12 protein-coding genes are annotated in these 15,151 nt (G+C 73.1%); 6 read left to right on the forward strand and 6 right to left on the reverse strand.

Annotated elements, in window-relative coordinates:
* Positions 1-323: 323 nt before the first annotated feature.
* On the forward strand, positions 324-1,727 hold the full coding sequence (locus AB0H81_RS38540) for a glycoside hydrolase family 16 protein (RefSeq protein ID WP_358385350.1): 1,404 nt from the start codon (positions 324-326) through the stop codon (positions 1,725-1,727).
* A gap of 28 nt (positions 1,728-1,755) precedes the next feature.
* Here the strand turns inward: AB0H81_RS38540 and AB0H81_RS38545 are convergent, their stop codons facing one another.
* A complete protein-coding gene (locus tag AB0H81_RS38545; RefSeq protein WP_358385353.1) occupies positions 1,756-4,110 on the reverse strand; it encodes a GH1 family beta-glucosidase in 2,355 nt (784 codons plus the stop codon).
* 145 nt (positions 4,111-4,255) lie between these two features.
* Between AB0H81_RS38545 and AB0H81_RS38550 the strand changes: the two genes are divergently transcribed.
* The 3 genes from AB0H81_RS38550 to rocD all read left to right on the forward strand — a co-directional run bounded on the left by AB0H81_RS38550 (position 4,256) and on the right by rocD (position 6,957).
* Positions 4,256-4,765, forward strand: a complete 510-nt coding sequence (locus AB0H81_RS38550; RefSeq protein WP_358385355.1) for an Lrp/AsnC family transcriptional regulator — start codon at positions 4,256-4,258, stop codon at positions 4,763-4,765.
* Positions 4,766-4,889: 124 nt separating this feature from the next.
* Entirely contained in the window at positions 4,890-5,747 is an 858-nt protein-coding gene (gene ddaH, locus AB0H81_RS38555; RefSeq protein ID WP_358385357.1) for a dimethylargininase, read from the forward strand.
* 1 nt (position 5,748) lies between these two features.
* Positions 5,749-6,957, forward strand: coding sequence for an ornithine--oxo-acid transaminase (gene rocD / locus AB0H81_RS38560; protein ID WP_358385360.1), 1,209 nt, complete (start codon positions 5,749-5,751; stop codon positions 6,955-6,957).
* A 158-nt stretch (positions 6,958-7,115) separates the two neighbouring features.
* On the opposite strand, the gene AB0H81_RS38565 is transcribed toward rocD, so the two are convergent.
* On the reverse strand, positions 7,116-7,832 hold the full coding sequence (locus AB0H81_RS38565) for a class I SAM-dependent methyltransferase (protein ID WP_358385362.1): 717 nt from the start codon (positions 7,830-7,832) through the stop codon (positions 7,116-7,118).
* 21 nt (positions 7,833-7,853) lie between these two features.
* Positions 7,854-9,407, reverse strand: a complete 1,554-nt coding sequence (locus AB0H81_RS38570) for an alkaline phosphatase D family protein (RefSeq protein ID WP_358385365.1) — start codon at positions 9,405-9,407, stop codon at positions 7,854-7,856.
* Between the two features lie 242 nt (positions 9,408-9,649).
* Between AB0H81_RS38570 and AB0H81_RS38575 the strand changes: the two genes are divergently transcribed.
* On the forward strand, positions 9,650-10,957 hold the full coding sequence (locus tag AB0H81_RS38575) for a Glu/Leu/Phe/Val dehydrogenase (RefSeq protein ID WP_358385368.1): 1,308 nt from the start codon (positions 9,650-9,652) through the stop codon (positions 10,955-10,957).
* A 998-nt stretch (positions 10,958-11,955) separates the two neighbouring features.
* On the opposite strand, the gene AB0H81_RS38580 is transcribed toward AB0H81_RS38575, so the two are convergent.
* The 3 genes from AB0H81_RS38580 to AB0H81_RS38590 are packed head-to-tail and all read right to left on the reverse strand — an operon-like array spanning position 11,956 to position 14,122.
* Positions 11,956-12,858, reverse strand: coding sequence for a Gfo/Idh/MocA family oxidoreductase (locus AB0H81_RS38580; protein ID WP_358385371.1), 903 nt, complete (start codon positions 12,856-12,858; stop codon positions 11,956-11,958).
* Positions 12,858-13,766: an NAD-dependent epimerase/dehydratase family protein gene (locus AB0H81_RS38585; protein ID WP_358385374.1), complete on the reverse strand. Its 909-nt coding sequence runs from the start codon at positions 13,764-13,766 to the stop codon at positions 12,858-12,860. Before AB0H81_RS38585 ends, AB0H81_RS38580 begins: the two co-directional genes overlap by 1 nt.
* 2 nt (positions 13,767-13,768) lie before the next feature.
* The gene (locus AB0H81_RS38590) at positions 13,769-14,122 is read right to left on the reverse strand and encodes a YrdB family protein (RefSeq protein ID WP_358385376.1); all 354 of its coding nucleotides are present in this window, start codon (positions 14,120-14,122) and stop codon (positions 13,769-13,771) included.
* Between the two features lie 114 nt (positions 14,123-14,236).
* On the opposite strand from AB0H81_RS38590, the gene AB0H81_RS38595 reads away from it, so the two are divergent.
* Positions 14,237-14,944, forward strand: coding sequence for a TetR/AcrR family transcriptional regulator (locus tag AB0H81_RS38595; RefSeq protein ID WP_358385379.1), 708 nt, complete (start codon positions 14,237-14,239; stop codon positions 14,942-14,944).
* The last annotated feature ends 207 nt before the right edge of the window (positions 14,945-15,151 follow it).

Below are 15,151 nucleotides of genomic sequence, written 5' to 3' on the forward strand. Positions count from 1 at the left end.
GCTGCGGTCGCCGCCCCCGCCCGCGGCGGCCCGCCCCGCCCCCCCGCCCCACCCCGCCCCGCCGCCCCCCCCCCGCGGGCGGGGGCGCGGGCCGGCCGCGCCCCCCCCCCCCCCGGCTCGCTCGCGTTTCCGGCTCGTCCCGTGCGCGGCACGCTCCCCGGCCCGCGGCGGACCCACGCGCGGACCGCACCCGTGAGCTGAGAGCGCTCTCCTCCTCGCGCGAGCAGCGTTGACGCCATGGTGAAGGCATGTTTATCTCAGTGCAAGAGAGCGCTCTCTGACGATCGGTCCTCGCTCCGCCCCCGCATCCCCCAGGAGCAACCATGACAACGCGCCTCCTCCCCGGCCACCGCCACCGGCGCCGCCTGGCCGCCCTCGCCGCCGCCCTGGTCACGCTCGCCGGCCTGCTCGTCCACGCGGCCGTCAGCGCCTCCGCCGCCGTCCCGCCCACCCCGTCCGGCTGGTCGCTCATCTGGTCGGACGACTTCACCGGCCCCTCCGGCTCCGCCCCGTCGGCCGAGTGGATCGTCGACACCGGCCACGCCTACCCCGGCGGTCCCGCCAACTGGGGCACCGGCGAGATCCAGAACTACACCGGGAACGCCGCCAACCTCGGCCTCGACGGCTCCGGCAACCTGCGGATCACCCCTCAGCGCAGCTCGTCCGGCGAGTGGACCTCGGCCCGCGTCGAGACCAGGCGGGCCGACTTCAAGCCCGCCGACGGGCGCGTGCTGCGCATCGAGGGCCGCATCCAGATGCCGAACGTCACCGGTGACGCCGCCCTCGGCTACTGGCCGGCGTTCTGGGCGCTCGGCGCGCCGTACCGGGGCAACTACTGGAACTGGCCGGGCATCGGCGAGTTCGACCTCATGGAGAACGTCAACGGCATCAACTCCGTCTGGGGCGTCCTGCACTGCGGCGTCAACCCCGGCGGCCCCTGCCAGGAGACGAACGGTCTCGGCGCCAGCCGGGCCTGCCCCGGCTCCACCTGCCAGTCGGCCTTCCACACCTACCGCTTCGAGTGGGACCGCTCCGTCAGCCCCAACCAGCTCCGCTGGTACGTGGACGGCCAGCAGTTCCACAGCGTGAGCCAGGCCCAGCTCGACGCCGGCACCTGGAACGGCATGACCGGCCACGCCGGCTACTTCCTGCTGCTGAACGTGGCCATGGGCGGCGCCTTCCCCAACGGCGTGGCCGGCTCCGGCACGCCCACTGCGGCCACGGCGCCCGGGCGGTCCATGCTGGTGGACTACGTGGCCGTGTGGCAGAGCGGCCCCGGCCCCACGCCGACCCCCACGGTGCCGCCCGGTGGGGTGGACGCCCGCTCCACCATCCAGGCCGAGGGCTACCAGGCCCAGTCGGGCACCATGGTCGAGGGCACGGCCGACACCGGCGGCGGGCAGAACGTCGGCGGCGTCTCCAACGGCGACTGGCTGCGCTTCGACGGGGTCGACTTCGGCTCCGAGGCGGCCCGGCAGGTGAAGGTTCGCGTGGCCTCCGGGGCGGCGGGCGGGGTGAGCGGCCTCGTCCAGGTGCGCCTGGACAGCCTGGGCGCGGCCCCGGCGGGCGACTTCGCGGTGGCCTCGACGGGCGGCTGGCAGAGCTGGCGCACCGTCCCGGCCAACATCGCGCCGGTGACGGGCCGGCACACGGTCTACCTGACCTTCAGCAGCGGCCAGCCGGCCGACTTCGTCAACCTCAACTGGTTCACGTTCTCGACCTCCTGACCCGCCCGATCCGGAGACCGGCCCGGCGTCAGGCCGAGTCGCGTACCACCAGCCGGGCCGGCAGGACCACGGGGCCCGCGTGCCGGCCGTCCAGGCGGGACAGCATCAGCCGCGCCAGCGCGAGAGCCTGGTCCTTGACCGGCGCGCGGACCGTGGTCAGGGCCGGCGTCGTGCAGGAGGCCGCGTCGATGTCGCCGAACCCGGCGATCGCGAGGTCCTCCGGCACCCGCCGTCCCGCCTCGCGGGCCGCCCGCAGGGCGCCGATCGCCAGGTCGTCGGACGTGGCGAAGATCGCGTCCAGCTCCGGGTGGTCGGACAGGAGCCGCCGGGCCGCCACCGCGCCCGACTCGCGGTCGAGCCCGGCCAGGGCGAGCAGCGGCCGCAGCCCCGCCTCACGCAGGGCGTCGCGGTGCCCGGCGAGCCGGTCCTGCACGGCGACGAGGTCCGTCGGCCCGCAGATCATGCCGATGCGGCGGCGGCCGCGGGTCAGCAGGTGGGCGGTGGCCGCGCCCGCCCCGCCGGCGTTGTCCACGTCCACGTGCGGCACGAGCGAGGCCACGGCCGGCCGGCCGAGCAGCACGACGGGCACGCCGGTGCGGGCCAGCCGCTCGGCCAGGGGGCCGTGGTCGTCGGGCGGCAGCAGCACGACCCCGTCGGCCTGCCGCGCCTCGACGTGCTGGACGACGCGGCGCCGGCTCTCCGGCGTGTCGGCCATCATGAGCGTGATCTGCTTGCCGGCCCCTTCCAGCATGCTGGTGACGTACCGGACGATGGCCGCGATCAGCGCGTCGCCGCCGTGGCGCGGCTCGGACAGGACCAGCGCCACCGCGTCGGTCCTGCGGGTGACCAGGCTGCGCGCGGCGGCGTTGGGGACGTACCCGAGCTCGCTGACCGCGCGCAGCACCGCGTCGCGCGCCTCCGCGCTGACCGACGCCTCGCCGTTGACGACCCGCGAGACCGTGGCCCGTGAGACGCCGGCGCGGGCGGCGACGGTCTCCAGCGTGGGCCGCCGCGTCCGGCCGTCGGGCAGGCCGTTGCGGGCGATGACGTCGCGGTACCACAGGGCGCTGTCCTTCAGCCGCCGCCGCTGGGTCTCCAGGTCGACGTGGACCAGGCCGAACTTGCGCCGGTAGCCGTCGGTCCACTCGACGCAGTCGAGCAGCGACCACACGAGGTAGCCGCGGACCCTGGCCCCCTCCTCCAGGGAGACCCGCAGGGCGCGCAGGTGCTCCTCGATGAAGCTCGTCCGCTCGACGTCGTGGATGCCGTCGGGCGTCAGCACGTCGACGAAGTCCGCCCCGTTCTCGGTGATCATAATCTCGGTCTGGGGGTACTCCCGCGACAGGCGGCGCAGCAGCAGGGTCAGCCCACCGGGCACGATGGGCCAGCCCATGGCCGTCACGGCGGTGGGCACGCTGCAGAACAGGACGCCCTCGCTGCCCGGGAAGGCCGGGTCGGCCGCCGCGCCCGGCCTGGCCTGCACGGCGGTCGGGGTGTAGTAGTTGACGCCCAGCAGGTCGATCGGCCGGCCGATGAGGTCGAGGTCGCCGTCGCGGACGTGCCCGAGCCCGGCCGTCCGCTCGACCAGCGCCAGCAGGTCGGCGGGGTAGCGCCCGCGCAGCACCGGCTCCAGGAACTGCCGGTTGTACAGCGCGTCGATGCGCGCCACCGCCTCCGCGTCCTCCTCGGACGGCTGCGACTCCAGGTCGGCGAGCTGGCCGGGCGTGAGCACGGGCGAGAGGTTGAGCACGATGCCGGCCCTCTCGACGCCCGCCGAGCGCAGCGCCTCGAGGCCCAGCCCGTGGGCGAGCAGCATGTGGTGCGCGGCGGTGAACGCCTCCGCCACCGAGCGCCTGCCGGGCGCGTGGACGCCGGAGCCGTACCCCAGGAAGGCCGCCACCCACGGCTCGTTGAGCGTGAACCAGGTGCCGACGCGGTCGCCGAGGCGGTCGTGGACGGCCCGGGCGTAGTCGGCGAAGCGGTGGGCGGTGTCGCGGGAGGTCCAGCCGCCCTCGTCCTCCAGGGCCTGGGGCAGGTCCCAGTGGTAGAGGGTGGCGTACGGCGCGATGCCGGCCGCCAGCAGCTCGTCCACCAGCCGGTCGTAGAAGTCCAGACCGGGCCCGTTGAGGCGGCCCCGTCCCGCGGGCATGACGCGCGGCCAGCTCACCGAGAACCGGTAGGCGGCCATGCCGAGGTCCTTCATCAGCCGGACGTCGTCGGGATGGCGCCGGTAGTGGTCGCAGGCCGGATCGCCGTTGCCCCCGCCGGGGAAGACGTCCCAGATCGACGGGCCGCGCCCGTCCTCGGTGGTCGCCCCCTCGATCTGGTAGGCGGACGTGGACACTCCCCACACGAACCCCTCGGGGAAGCTCGCTGTGCTCATCGATCGACAACCCTCCGGCGACGTACGCGGACGCGGCGGGTGGCGTCGCGCGGCGCCTAGTCTGCCGCATGTCCGGTCATGTCGCGCGGCGCGCCGACGTCGGGCCGCGTCGCGCCGCGGCGGGGCGAGGCGGTATACAGGGCCCGTGGAACTGGACCGGCTGGATCGCGCCATCATCGCGGCCCTCGTGGAGGACGCCCGGCAGACCTACGCGGAGATCGGGCACCACGTCGGGCTGAGCGCGTCTGCCGTCAAGCGCCGGGTCGACCGGCTGCGTGAGACCGGCGTCATCACCGGCTTCAGCGCCCGGGTCGCGCCGCGCGCGCTCGGCTGGACCACCGAGGCGTACGTCGAGCTGTTCTGTCAGGGCAAGACGAAGCCGTCCGACATCGCGCTCGCGGTCGCGAAGTTCCCCGAGGTGGTGGCGGCGGCCACGATCACCGGCGAGGCCGACGCGCTGCTGCACATCCGCGCCACGGACGTGCGTCATGTGGAGCGGGTCATCGAGCGGATCGCGGCCGAGGCGTTCGTGGTGCGCACCAAGAGCTCGATCGTGCTGTCGCGCCTGGTGGACGCGCCGGCGGGGGCCTCCGTGAGCGACGTGCCGGGGGTCGCCGCCGTGCAGGGGACGCCTCCCGAGGCCGCCCTCCGGTAGCCGCGCGGCGGGGCCGTCCGGAGGCCGCGCAACGGATCGCACGCCGACTCCCGATACTCGCAACAGACCCGCGCGAACACGCCATTCGCATTGCTTGGCCTGCATAAACATACATTCCTAGGCTGTGCTCGTCCCCCGCGCCCGGGGCTCACACACCCCTTGTACGACCTCTACGGAGACCTGCATGCCCAAGCACTTCCTCATGTGCCGCCCCGAGCACTTCGCGGTTGAGTACGCCATCAACCCGTGGATGCATCCGGAGGCGGGCGCCGACCGCGACGTCGCGATCCGGCAGTGGGAAGGACTCAAGTCCACGTACGAGAGCCTCGGGCACCAGGTCAGCCTCATCGACCCCGTCGAGGGCCTGCCCGACATGGTGTTCGCGGCCAACGGCGCCCTCGTCGTGGACGGCCGGGCGTACGGCGCCCGCTTCGCCTTCCCGCAGCGCGGCCCCGAGGGGCCGGCGTACCTGCGCTGGTTCGCCGAACGCGGGTACCCTGTGCTGGAGCCCGAGCACGTCAACGAGGGTGAGGGCGACTTCCTGACCCTGGACGAGGTCGTGCTGGCCGGCACCGGCTTCCGCACGAACGTCGCCGCCCACCTGGAGGCCCAGGAGTTCGTCGGCCGCCCGGTGGTGTCGCTCACGCTGGTGGACCCCCGCTTCTACCACCTCGACACGGCGCTGTTCCCGCTCGACGGCCACAACGTCTGCTACTACCCCGACGCCTTCTCCGAGGGCAGCCGGCGGGTCCTGGCCCGGATGTTCCCGGACGCGGTGCTCGCGAGCGCGGCCGACGCGGAGGTGCTCGGGCTCAACGCGGTCAGCGACGGCACCCACGTCGTGATCAACTACGAGGCCGGGGACCTGCAGCTGGAGCTGAAGCGGCGGGGCTACGAGCCGATCCCCGTCGACCTGTCCGAGCTGCGGAAGGCGGGAGGCGGCCCGAAGTGCTGCACACTGGAGATCAGGGGGGAGAACTAGGATGACGACCAGCTCAGAGCTGATCGGCGTGATCGAGCGCCGGAGCGCGCACAACTACCACCCGCTGCCCGTGGTGATCCGCGAGGCGCAGGGGGCATGGGTGACCGACGTCGACGGCAGGCGGTTCCTCGACTGCCTGTCCGGCTACTCGTCGCTCAACTTCGGCCACGGCAACGAGAAGATCGTCGAGGCGGCGCAGCGGCAGCTCGCCCGCCTCACGCTGACCAGCCGCGCTTTCTACCACGACCAGTTCGCCGAGTTCAGCGCGGGGCTCGGCGACCTCACCGGCAAGGACATGATCCTGCCGATGAACACCGGCGCCGAGGCCGTCGAGACCGCGATCAAGGTGGCCCGCAAGTGGGGCTACGAGGTCAAGGGCGTCGAGCCGGAGCAGGCCACCATCATCGTGATGGAGGACAACTTCCACGGACGCACCACCACGATCGTCAGCTTCTCCACCGATCCTGACGCGCGTGACGGCTTCGGGCCGTACACGCCGGGCTTCAAGATCGTCAAGTACGGCTCGGTCGAGGCGGTGCGCGAGGCGATCGACGCCAACACGGTCGCGGTGCTGGTCGAGCCGATCCAGGGCGAGGCCGGGGTGCTGGTGCCGCCGGACGGCTACCTGACGCAGCTGCGCGAGTTGTGCACGGCCGAGAACATCCTCATGATCGCCGACGAGATCCAGTCGGGTCTCGGGCGCACCGGCCGGACCTTCGCCTGCGACCACGAGGGCGTCGTGCCGGACATGTACGTGCTGGGCAAGGCGCTGGGCGGGGGCGTGGTCCCGGTGTCGGCGATCGCCGCGGACGAGGACGTGCTCGGCGTGATCAAGCCGGGGCAGCACGGGTCCACCTTCGGCGGCAACCCGCTGGCCTGCGCCGTGGGCAACGCCGTGATCGAGATCCTGCGCACCGGCGAGTTCCAGGAGCGCGCCGCCCGGCTCGGCGAGGTGCTGCACACGCGGCTGAGCGAGCTCATCGGCGAGGGCGTGGTGACGGTGCGCGGGCGCGGCCTGTGGGCGGGCGTCGACATCGACCCGTCGCTGGCTACCGGCCGCCAGGTGTCGGAGGCGCTCATGGCGCGGGGCGTGCTGGCCAAGGACACGCACGGCTCCACGATCCGGCTCGCGCCGCCGATCGTGATCTCGGAGGAGGACCTCCTCTGGGCGGTCGACCAGCTCGCCGACGCGATCGCCTCGTTCCGCTGAGCTGACGGGCGCCGTACGGCCCGCGCCGCCGTACGGCGCCCGCACCGGACCGCACGTGCGGCCCCGCCGCGAACCCTCGCCTGTGGCGGGGCCGCACGTCCGCCAGGAGCCCCGCCTTTCGCCGCGAAGCCGCGAAGCCGCGAAGCCGCGAAGCCGCGCTATCCCGCCCGGCGCCAGGCCTGCATGCCGTCGGGGGCGTCGTCCGGGACGAATCCGGCCGCCTCCAGCTCGGCCCGCAGCCGGGCCGTGGAGGGGCGGTGGGTCTCGCCCAGCACCTCGTCCTCGCTGATCAGGTCCCCGTTGTGGGTGATCTGGTAGAGGTGGCGGTAGCGCGAGGTCTCGCCGGAGACCTCCAGCACCTGACCCCGCACCTGGTAGGTGTGCCGGCCCACCCGGTAGGAGCCCATGAGCTCCATCTCCCCGGGCTCGGGCAGGGCCCGCTCGCGGTGGTTGAACAGCAGCAGCCCGCCGGGTTCGAGCTGGCGGGCCAGCACGGGCCAGAGCCGTTCGCGCTCCGCCGGGCCGAAGCCGTACAGGACCGAGATCATGACGACGGCCTCGGCGGGCTCGTCGAGGTTCACGTCGTGCGCCCCGCACGGCAGGACGGTCACGCGCTCCAGCAGGGCCGGGTCCTCGGACAGGCGGGAGAGCAGGACGGAGCGCATGGCGAGCGCCGGCTCGACCGCGAAGACCTCCGCGGGGGTCTCCCGGGCGATGACCCGGGTGATCAGGCCGGTGCCCGCGCCGATCTCCAGCACGCTCCGCCGGACGCCCTTGAGCAGCGGCGGGAGCAGTTCGCGAATCTCGGGCACGTGCCCGTCCTCATGCCACAGGTCGTAGAAGGGCACGGCGACGGAATACTGGTCATTGCTCACAGCGGCAAACGATAACGATTTTCATGTTATCTGTACAGAAGCAATCTCCTTGACGGTGTTACCGGAGGATTGGTACCAGGTGGCCCGGTCGGGGAAGGTGAGGGTGGCCAGGGCGTTCTGGAACCACGGCCCCTCGCTCACCCGCCACCGGAACGGCGGCCTCGGGATGCGGGCCGAGCGCGCGAGCCAGCCGCCGACCAGGGTCGCGACCCCGAACTGGGTGATCACGTTGGCCCAGCGCAGCAGCGGGCTGAGCGGGTTGCGGATCGGCGAGCAGACGACCTGGTGGATGTGGCCGGCGTCCGCCTTGGCCACGTAGGAGTAGTGGACGTCGCCCGACAGGATCAGCGTCGGCTTGCCCACGTCCACCAGCAGCCGCGCCAGGTCGTCGAACGAGCGGCGGAAGGCGGCCCAGTGCTCCAGATCCACGGCCTGCCGGAACTTCTCCGACAGCCGCGCCACCACGCGGCCCCACTTGCCGTCGCACAGGGCCTCGTTCCAGTTCTGCACCGAGTGGACCCCCTCGGGCAGCAGGAACGGGATCGACGAGCCGATGACCAGCCGCCCGGCCGGCTTGCTGACCTCGTCGACCAGCCACTGCCACTCCCCCGGGTCGAGCATCCGGCGGTCGCCGGGGGTGAGCTGCCGGGCACACCTGGTGTCGATCATGATGAGGCGGGTGTGGCCGAGGTCCCGCGCGTAGCTCCAGCGGGTGCAGGAGGGGTCGGCGTCGGCCTTCTCGGCGAAGTCGTCGAGCGCGCCGCCGCCGTCGCCCGTGCCCGCGCGCAGGCTGCGCAGCAGCGGGTCGGCCTCCCGCTCGGCCGGCGACAGGTTGCCGAGGTGCTGGTAGATCCAGTACGCCCCGAGTCCGGAGATCACCCGGCGCCGCCACCAGCTCGTCGCGGCCATCTGCTCGCGCCAGGTGTGTGAGGTGTTCCAGTCGTCGCGCAGGTCGTGGTCGTCGAAGATCATCGCTGTGGGCACGGTCGAGAGGAGCCAGCGGATCTCCGGGTCGCTCCACGCCTGACGGTAGAGCTCGGCGTACTCCTCGTAGTCGGCGATCTCGTTGCGCGGCTCGTCGTCCCGGCGGGCGTGGATGTACTCCAGCATCTCGGGCGACGGGCTGTCGGCGTAGACCTGGTCGCCGAGCAGCAGCAACAGGTCGGGCCACTCGTCGTCGCCCGCCTCCATGAGGTGGCCGCCGTAGGCGCGCAGCACGTCCTCGCCATGCGTCAGGACATGAGCGGGGTCGTGGGGCACGCTCGTCCGGCAGGAGCCGAACGTCATCCGGCGCGGCCCCTCGGGCGGCAGAAGCCGGATGCGGCTCGGCGGCCGGCCCTCCTCCGGCCACACCCGCTCGCCGTCCAGCTCGACCGCGTACCCGTCGACGTCCGCCAGTAAGCCGGTCAGGTCGACGATCGCGTAGTGGTGGCCGTGCACCGTGAACGTGCGCGAGTCGTGAGCCCGTCCGTCCGCGACCACGGAGACCGCGCACGGCGCGTCGGTCTCCACCCAGATCGAGGCGCTGGACGCGTCCACGTAACGCAGCATCGGCCCGAGCACCAGTGCGGGCATCACAACCCCCCGATTCGACAACAAGGCACACTCCCGTACCCAAGGCTGCCAGAGTGGCACCTAGGCGGCGCCACCAGCTAGGGGTTGGATCGATGAATGCAGCACCGTTTCACCACGACTAGCAAAAAACCCAGTCGCGTCGAAACGGGCCGCTATAGGATCATCGCGACACCTACTCCCAAAGAGGCAGGCAATGGCGCCTGCCTTCTCCATGGGGGTACACACCAGGAGGCACTCCTTCCATGACCGTCATGGTGCCGTCAATGACGCCGGCGCTCGCGAAACCGGTTCCGGTCCCGTCCGACCTCACCACCCCGGGCCTGCAGGCCCTCGACTCCGCTCTCCGGCAGCTCCACCACGCGGCCGAGCACCTCGGCCTCGACGACGGGCTGCGCACGATGCTCGCCACCCCCCGCCGCTCCCTGACCGTCTCGGTCCCGCTGCGGCGTGAGAACGGCCAGATGGACGTCGTCCAGGGCTTCCGCGTGCAGCACAACATCTCGCGCGGCCCCGCCAAGGGCGGCATCCGCTTCCACCCGGCCACCGACATCCACGAGGTCACCGCCCTCGCGATGTGGATGACCTGGAAGTGCGCCCTCGTGGGCATCCCGTACGGCGGCGCCAAGGGCGGCGTGGCCGTGGACCCGAGGGCCCTCACCACGCGCGAGCTGGAGCGGCTGACCCGCCGCTACGTCAACGAGATCCTGCCGCTCATCGGCCCCGAGAAGGACATCCCGGCCCCCGACGTCGGCACCGACGAGCAGACCATGGCCTGGATCATGGACACCTACAGCGTCAACACCGGCTACTCGGTGCCCGGGGTGGTCACCGGCAAGCCGATGACGCTGGGCGGCTCGCTCGGCCGGGCCGGCGCCACCTCGCGCGGCGTGCAGATCGCGGCCCTCGCCGCGCTCGGCCGCTCGCCCGAGGGCGTGACGGTCGCCGTGCAGGGCTTCGGCAAGGTGGGCGCGCTCGCCGCGCAGTACCTCGCCGACGCGGGCTGCGTGGTCGTCGCGGTCTCCGACGCCACGGGCGCCGTCCACGCGCCGGGCGGGCTCGACGTGGCCGCGCTGCGGGCCCACGCCGACGAGTCGGGCGGCGTGCTCGGCTACCCGTACGCCGACGCCATGGCCCACGACGACCTGCTGGAACTGGACGTCGACGTGCTGGTGCCGGCCGCGCTGGAGAACGTCCTCACCGCCGCCAACGCGCCCCGCGTCCGTGCCCGCCTCGTCGTGGAGGGCGCCAACGGGCCCACCACGCCCGAGGCCGACGAGATCCTCGCCGACGCCGGCACGACGGTCGTCCCGGACATCCTGGCCAACGCGGGCGGGGTGATCGTGTCGTACCTGGAGTGGGTGCAGAACATGCAGGCGTACTCGTGGAGCGCCGGTGAGGTCGAGCTGAAGCTGCGCGACCTCATGGAGAGCGCGTACGGCGAGGTGTGCTCGCTGGCCGGCGAGCGGGGGCTGACCCTGCGGCAGGCGGCGCACGTCATCGGCGTGGACCGGGTCGCCGAGGCGCACCGGGTGCGCGGCCTGTACCCCTGAGCGAGACCGCCCGGGACCGCACCTAGGTTGGGTAAACCTCGTCGATCACGAGGTGTCGCAGGTCAGGGCATTGATCATCGGGGACCTAAGGTGGGGGACGTGCTCAGGTCGGTGCTGTCCCTCACCTTGCCCCTCGCCCTCCTCCATCCGCCCCTCGTGCCCGGCTCGCGCCCGCCCCTCGTGCCCGGCACGCAGGTCCTGGCGCAGCGGTCCGTGCCGCAGCGCCAGGTCCTGACGCCGGGCGGCGACCGGCTGGGGTACGCGCCCGTCGCCCCGCCCTACACCGGGGAACAGCGGCTGGCGGGGCTGGTGCTGGCCCGCGACCCGGTCACGGGCCGCACGGTGCTGTGCGGAGGCGCGGTGATCAGGTCACGCAGCCGGAACCTGGTGCTCACGGCCGCCCACTGCCTGTACGACCGGGGCAGGAGGCTGCGGGAGGTGTCGTTCCTGCCGGGCTTCCAGGGCGGCCGGCCGCCGCTCGGGGTGTGGCGGGCCGTGCGGACGTGGGTGCCCGAGCGGTGGCGCACCGGGCCGGGCAGCGAGGATCAGCTCCCGTACGACGTCGGCCTGGTCGGGGTCGGCGGCCGTGGGCCGGCGCTGGAGGACGTGACCGGGCCCGGGCTGCGGACGCTGCGCACACGGTACGGCACCTCTATGCGCGGGCTGGAACTGCTCGGCTATCCGGCGGGCAAGAGGTACCCGGGCACGGACCTGTACCACTGCCTGGGCGACGCTTCCGAGGGCGCGGCCGGGGGGCCCGGGGTGCTGGTGACGCGCAACTGCCACGCCCCCGACGGCGGCAGCGGCGGCCCCGTCCTCCGCGACGGGGCGGTGGCGGGCGTCGTCTCGTCCTCCAGTCCTCTGCACGACCCGCGCGGCTTCACCGTGCTGACGCGGCTCGGCGGCCAGGCGTTCCGGCGGATGCTGAACGAGTCGGACCGGTGGATGACCGAGCGGTGGCCGCCCGGCCGGCCCCCTGTTGCGGGGCCGGTCATGGGTCAGGGCGTGCCGTGTTCCACGGCGTGCCGCACGATGTCCTCGCACATCGCGTGGGTGATGAGCGCGTCGTCGGCCGTGAGCAGGCGCCCGGCCCGCACGGGGTCGAGGAACTCCAGGCACGCCTGCTCGATGCCGCGCTGCCGGGCGACCGGCACCCAGTCGGGCCGCCGCACCAGCGTCTCGCCGGCCGCGTAGTCGATCACGTCGCCGAGGTTGACCACCCGCCGCTTGAGGCCGCCGCCCATGACCTCGCAGCTCTCCTCGGCGGCGCCGCTGACCCGGCACATGGAGCCGATCGCGGTGAACCCGTCGCCGGTCAGCTCCAGCACGAGGTGCTCGGCCAGGCCGCCGGCGACGCGGGTGCGGATCGCGGTGCCGGTCACCTCGCCGGGGACGAGGAAGCGCAGCGTGTCGACCACGTGGACGAAGTCGTCGAACACCGTCCGGCGGGGCTCGTCCGGCTGGCCGGCGCGGTTCTTCTGCATGAGGATCAGGTGCCGGGGCAGCGCCGAGAGGCCCACGTAGCCGGGGGCGTACCTGCGGTTGAAGCCGACCATGAGCGAGCGGCGCTCGGCGTGCGCCAGCCGTACGAGGTGCTCGCAGTCGGGCAGGTTGTCGGCGAGCGGCTTGTCCACGAAGACGTGGACCCCGGCCTTGAGCAGCGGTTCGACCAGCTCGCGGTGCGCGGTCGTGGCGGCGTGGACGAACGCTGCCTCGACGCCCGCCTCGATCACCTCGCCGACGGAGGTGAACCTGCCCGCGACGCGGTAGGTGTCGCCGAGCCGGTCCAGGGTCTGCCGGTCGCGGGTGCAGAGGTGGAGGTCGAGTCCGGGCTGGGCGGCGAGCACGGGCAGGTACGCCTTCTCGGCGATGTCGCCCAGGCCGATCACGGCTGTCTTCATCAGCCGAGCGTAGCCCGCAGCGCCTCGTCCACGGGCGTGGGGCGCACGCCGAACGTGGTCTGGAACGCCGAGGAGTCGAGCACGAACGGGGCGACGAACTGGTAGCGGATGTGCCGCATCTCCCCGGCCATGGGCGAGAACAGCCCGGCCGCGCGCACGGCCGGCCACGGCAGCGTGCTCATCTTCGGCGCCGGACGGCCGAGGATGGCCGCCATCCGCTCGCCGATCTGCCGGAACGTGAGCGGCTCGGCGGTGGGCACGTGCCACGGCCGCCCCCACGCCCGCTCGTCGGCGCCCGCCACGATCAGCGCGTCGGCGACGTCCGGCAGGTACGTCCAGCTGTGCGTGACGTCGGCGGGCCAGACCAGCTGGATGGTCTTGCCCGCGCGCAGCGGGACGAGGAACCGGTCGCCCAGGTAGGACTGGTCGGTGGCGCCGGGCCCGAAGTAGTCGGAGCCGCGCACCTCGGTCACCCGGACGCGGCCCGCCTCGTGCGCGGCCAGGGCGTCGGCCCACATCCGGGCGCGCACCTGGGCCTTGGGGCTGGTGGAGGCGAGCGGCAGGTCCTCGGTCATGGGACCGGTGACGGGGCCGTACGCGTAGAGGTTGCCGAGCATGACGTACACGGCGCCGGTGGCCTCGGCGGCGGCCAGGAAGGAGGCGGCCATCGGCGGCCAGTCGGTGAGCCAGCGGTGGTAGCGCGGGTTGACGCAGTTGTAGAGGACGTCGGCGCCCTTGGTCACCTCGATGAGCCGGTCCTGGTCGGCGACGTCGGCCGCGACCTTGGTCGCCCCGTCGGGGCCGGTGCCGGAGCGGGTGACGACGGTGACGTCGTGGCCCTGCGCGAGGAGCCTCGCGGCCACATGGCCGCCGACCTGTCCGGAGCCCACGACGACGTGCTTGCCCATGGTCAGACCTGCTTCCAGATGATGCGGAGGACCGCGTTGACGACGAAGACGGTGGCGAAGACGACGGCTGGGGTGGCCAGGCCGGCCGCGTAGAGCGCGAGGGCACCGCCGCCGAACCAGACGATCTCCAGGGCCGCCCGGGCGATCCCGGTGAGCGGCACCACGGCGTTGGCGCCGCCGCCCGCGCCGAACAGCGCCCACACCGCGATGAACAGGGCCGGGCCGCCGAGACCGGCGAGCAGCTTGACCACCCAGTTCGGGCTCACTGTGAAGCCCCAGTAGGCCACGGAGGCGAGCACGCCCAGCTCCAGGATGAACATCAGCACCGCGTTGGCGCCCTTGAGGGTGGCGAGCATTTCGACCTCCGGTGATGAACCGTTCGCTTATGAGAGCAATGCTCTCTCACGCGAGCAGCGCTCGTCAAGAGCGGTGCTCTCGTTTTCTGGCGGCGCTCTGGTAACGTGCTGGGCATGACAGCCAGCCGAACCGCCAGAGAACGCGTCCGTGCCGAGCTGACCAGGGAGATCATAGAGATCGCCCGCAGACAGCTCGCCACCGAGGGAGCCGGCGGCCTGTCCCTGCGCGCCGTGGCGCGCGAGATGGGGATGGTGTCCTCGGCGATCTACCGCTACTTCCCGAGCCGCGACGACCTGCTCACCACGTTGATCATCGACGGCTACAACGCGCTCGGCGAGGCCGTGGAGCGCGCCGACGCCGCCACCCCCGAGGGCGACTTCCCGGGCCGGTGGACGGCCGTGTGCCACGCCGTACGCGACTGGGCGCTCGCGCACCCCCACGAGTACGCGCTGCTGTACGGCTCGCCGGTCCCGGGCTACCAGGCGCCGCAGGACACGATCGGGCCGAGGGTGCGCGACCTGGTGGTGTTCGGCGGGATCCTCGCCGCCGCCCAGCGGGCCGGGGCGCTCGGGCCGGCCGCCGCCCTCCCCGAGGCCGGCCCGGCTCTGGCGGGCGAGGCGGAGGCGAGCCTGGCCGACCTCATGCCCGGCGTGCCCGGTGACGTGCTGCTCCGCGCCCTGTCGGCGTGGACGTCCCTGTACGGGTGGGTGAGCTTCGAGGTGTTCGGTCAGTTCCAGGGCGCCTTCCAGGACAACCGGCTGGTGTTCGACCACTCGGTGAAGGTGCTGGGCGCGATGATGGGGCTCACCCGGTCCGGGTGATCACCCCTCCGCGTGCCCCCGGACACGACTCGACCGCGCATCCCCCGGGGTCGCGGGGAGCGCGGTCGAGTGACCCGGGGCCCGGCAGGTCGTGCCGGCGCCCGGGTGGTCGTGAACCCGCCGGGTCAGCGGGAGGCGCGGTTGACGGCCGAGATGACGGCCTTGAGGGCGGCCGTGGTGGTGCTGGCGTCGATGCCGACGCCCCAC

It is taken from the genome of Nonomuraea sp. NPDC050691, from assembly GCF_040654455.1.
GTDB lineage: Bacteria > Actinomycetota > Actinomycetes > Streptosporangiales > Streptosporangiaceae > Nonomuraea.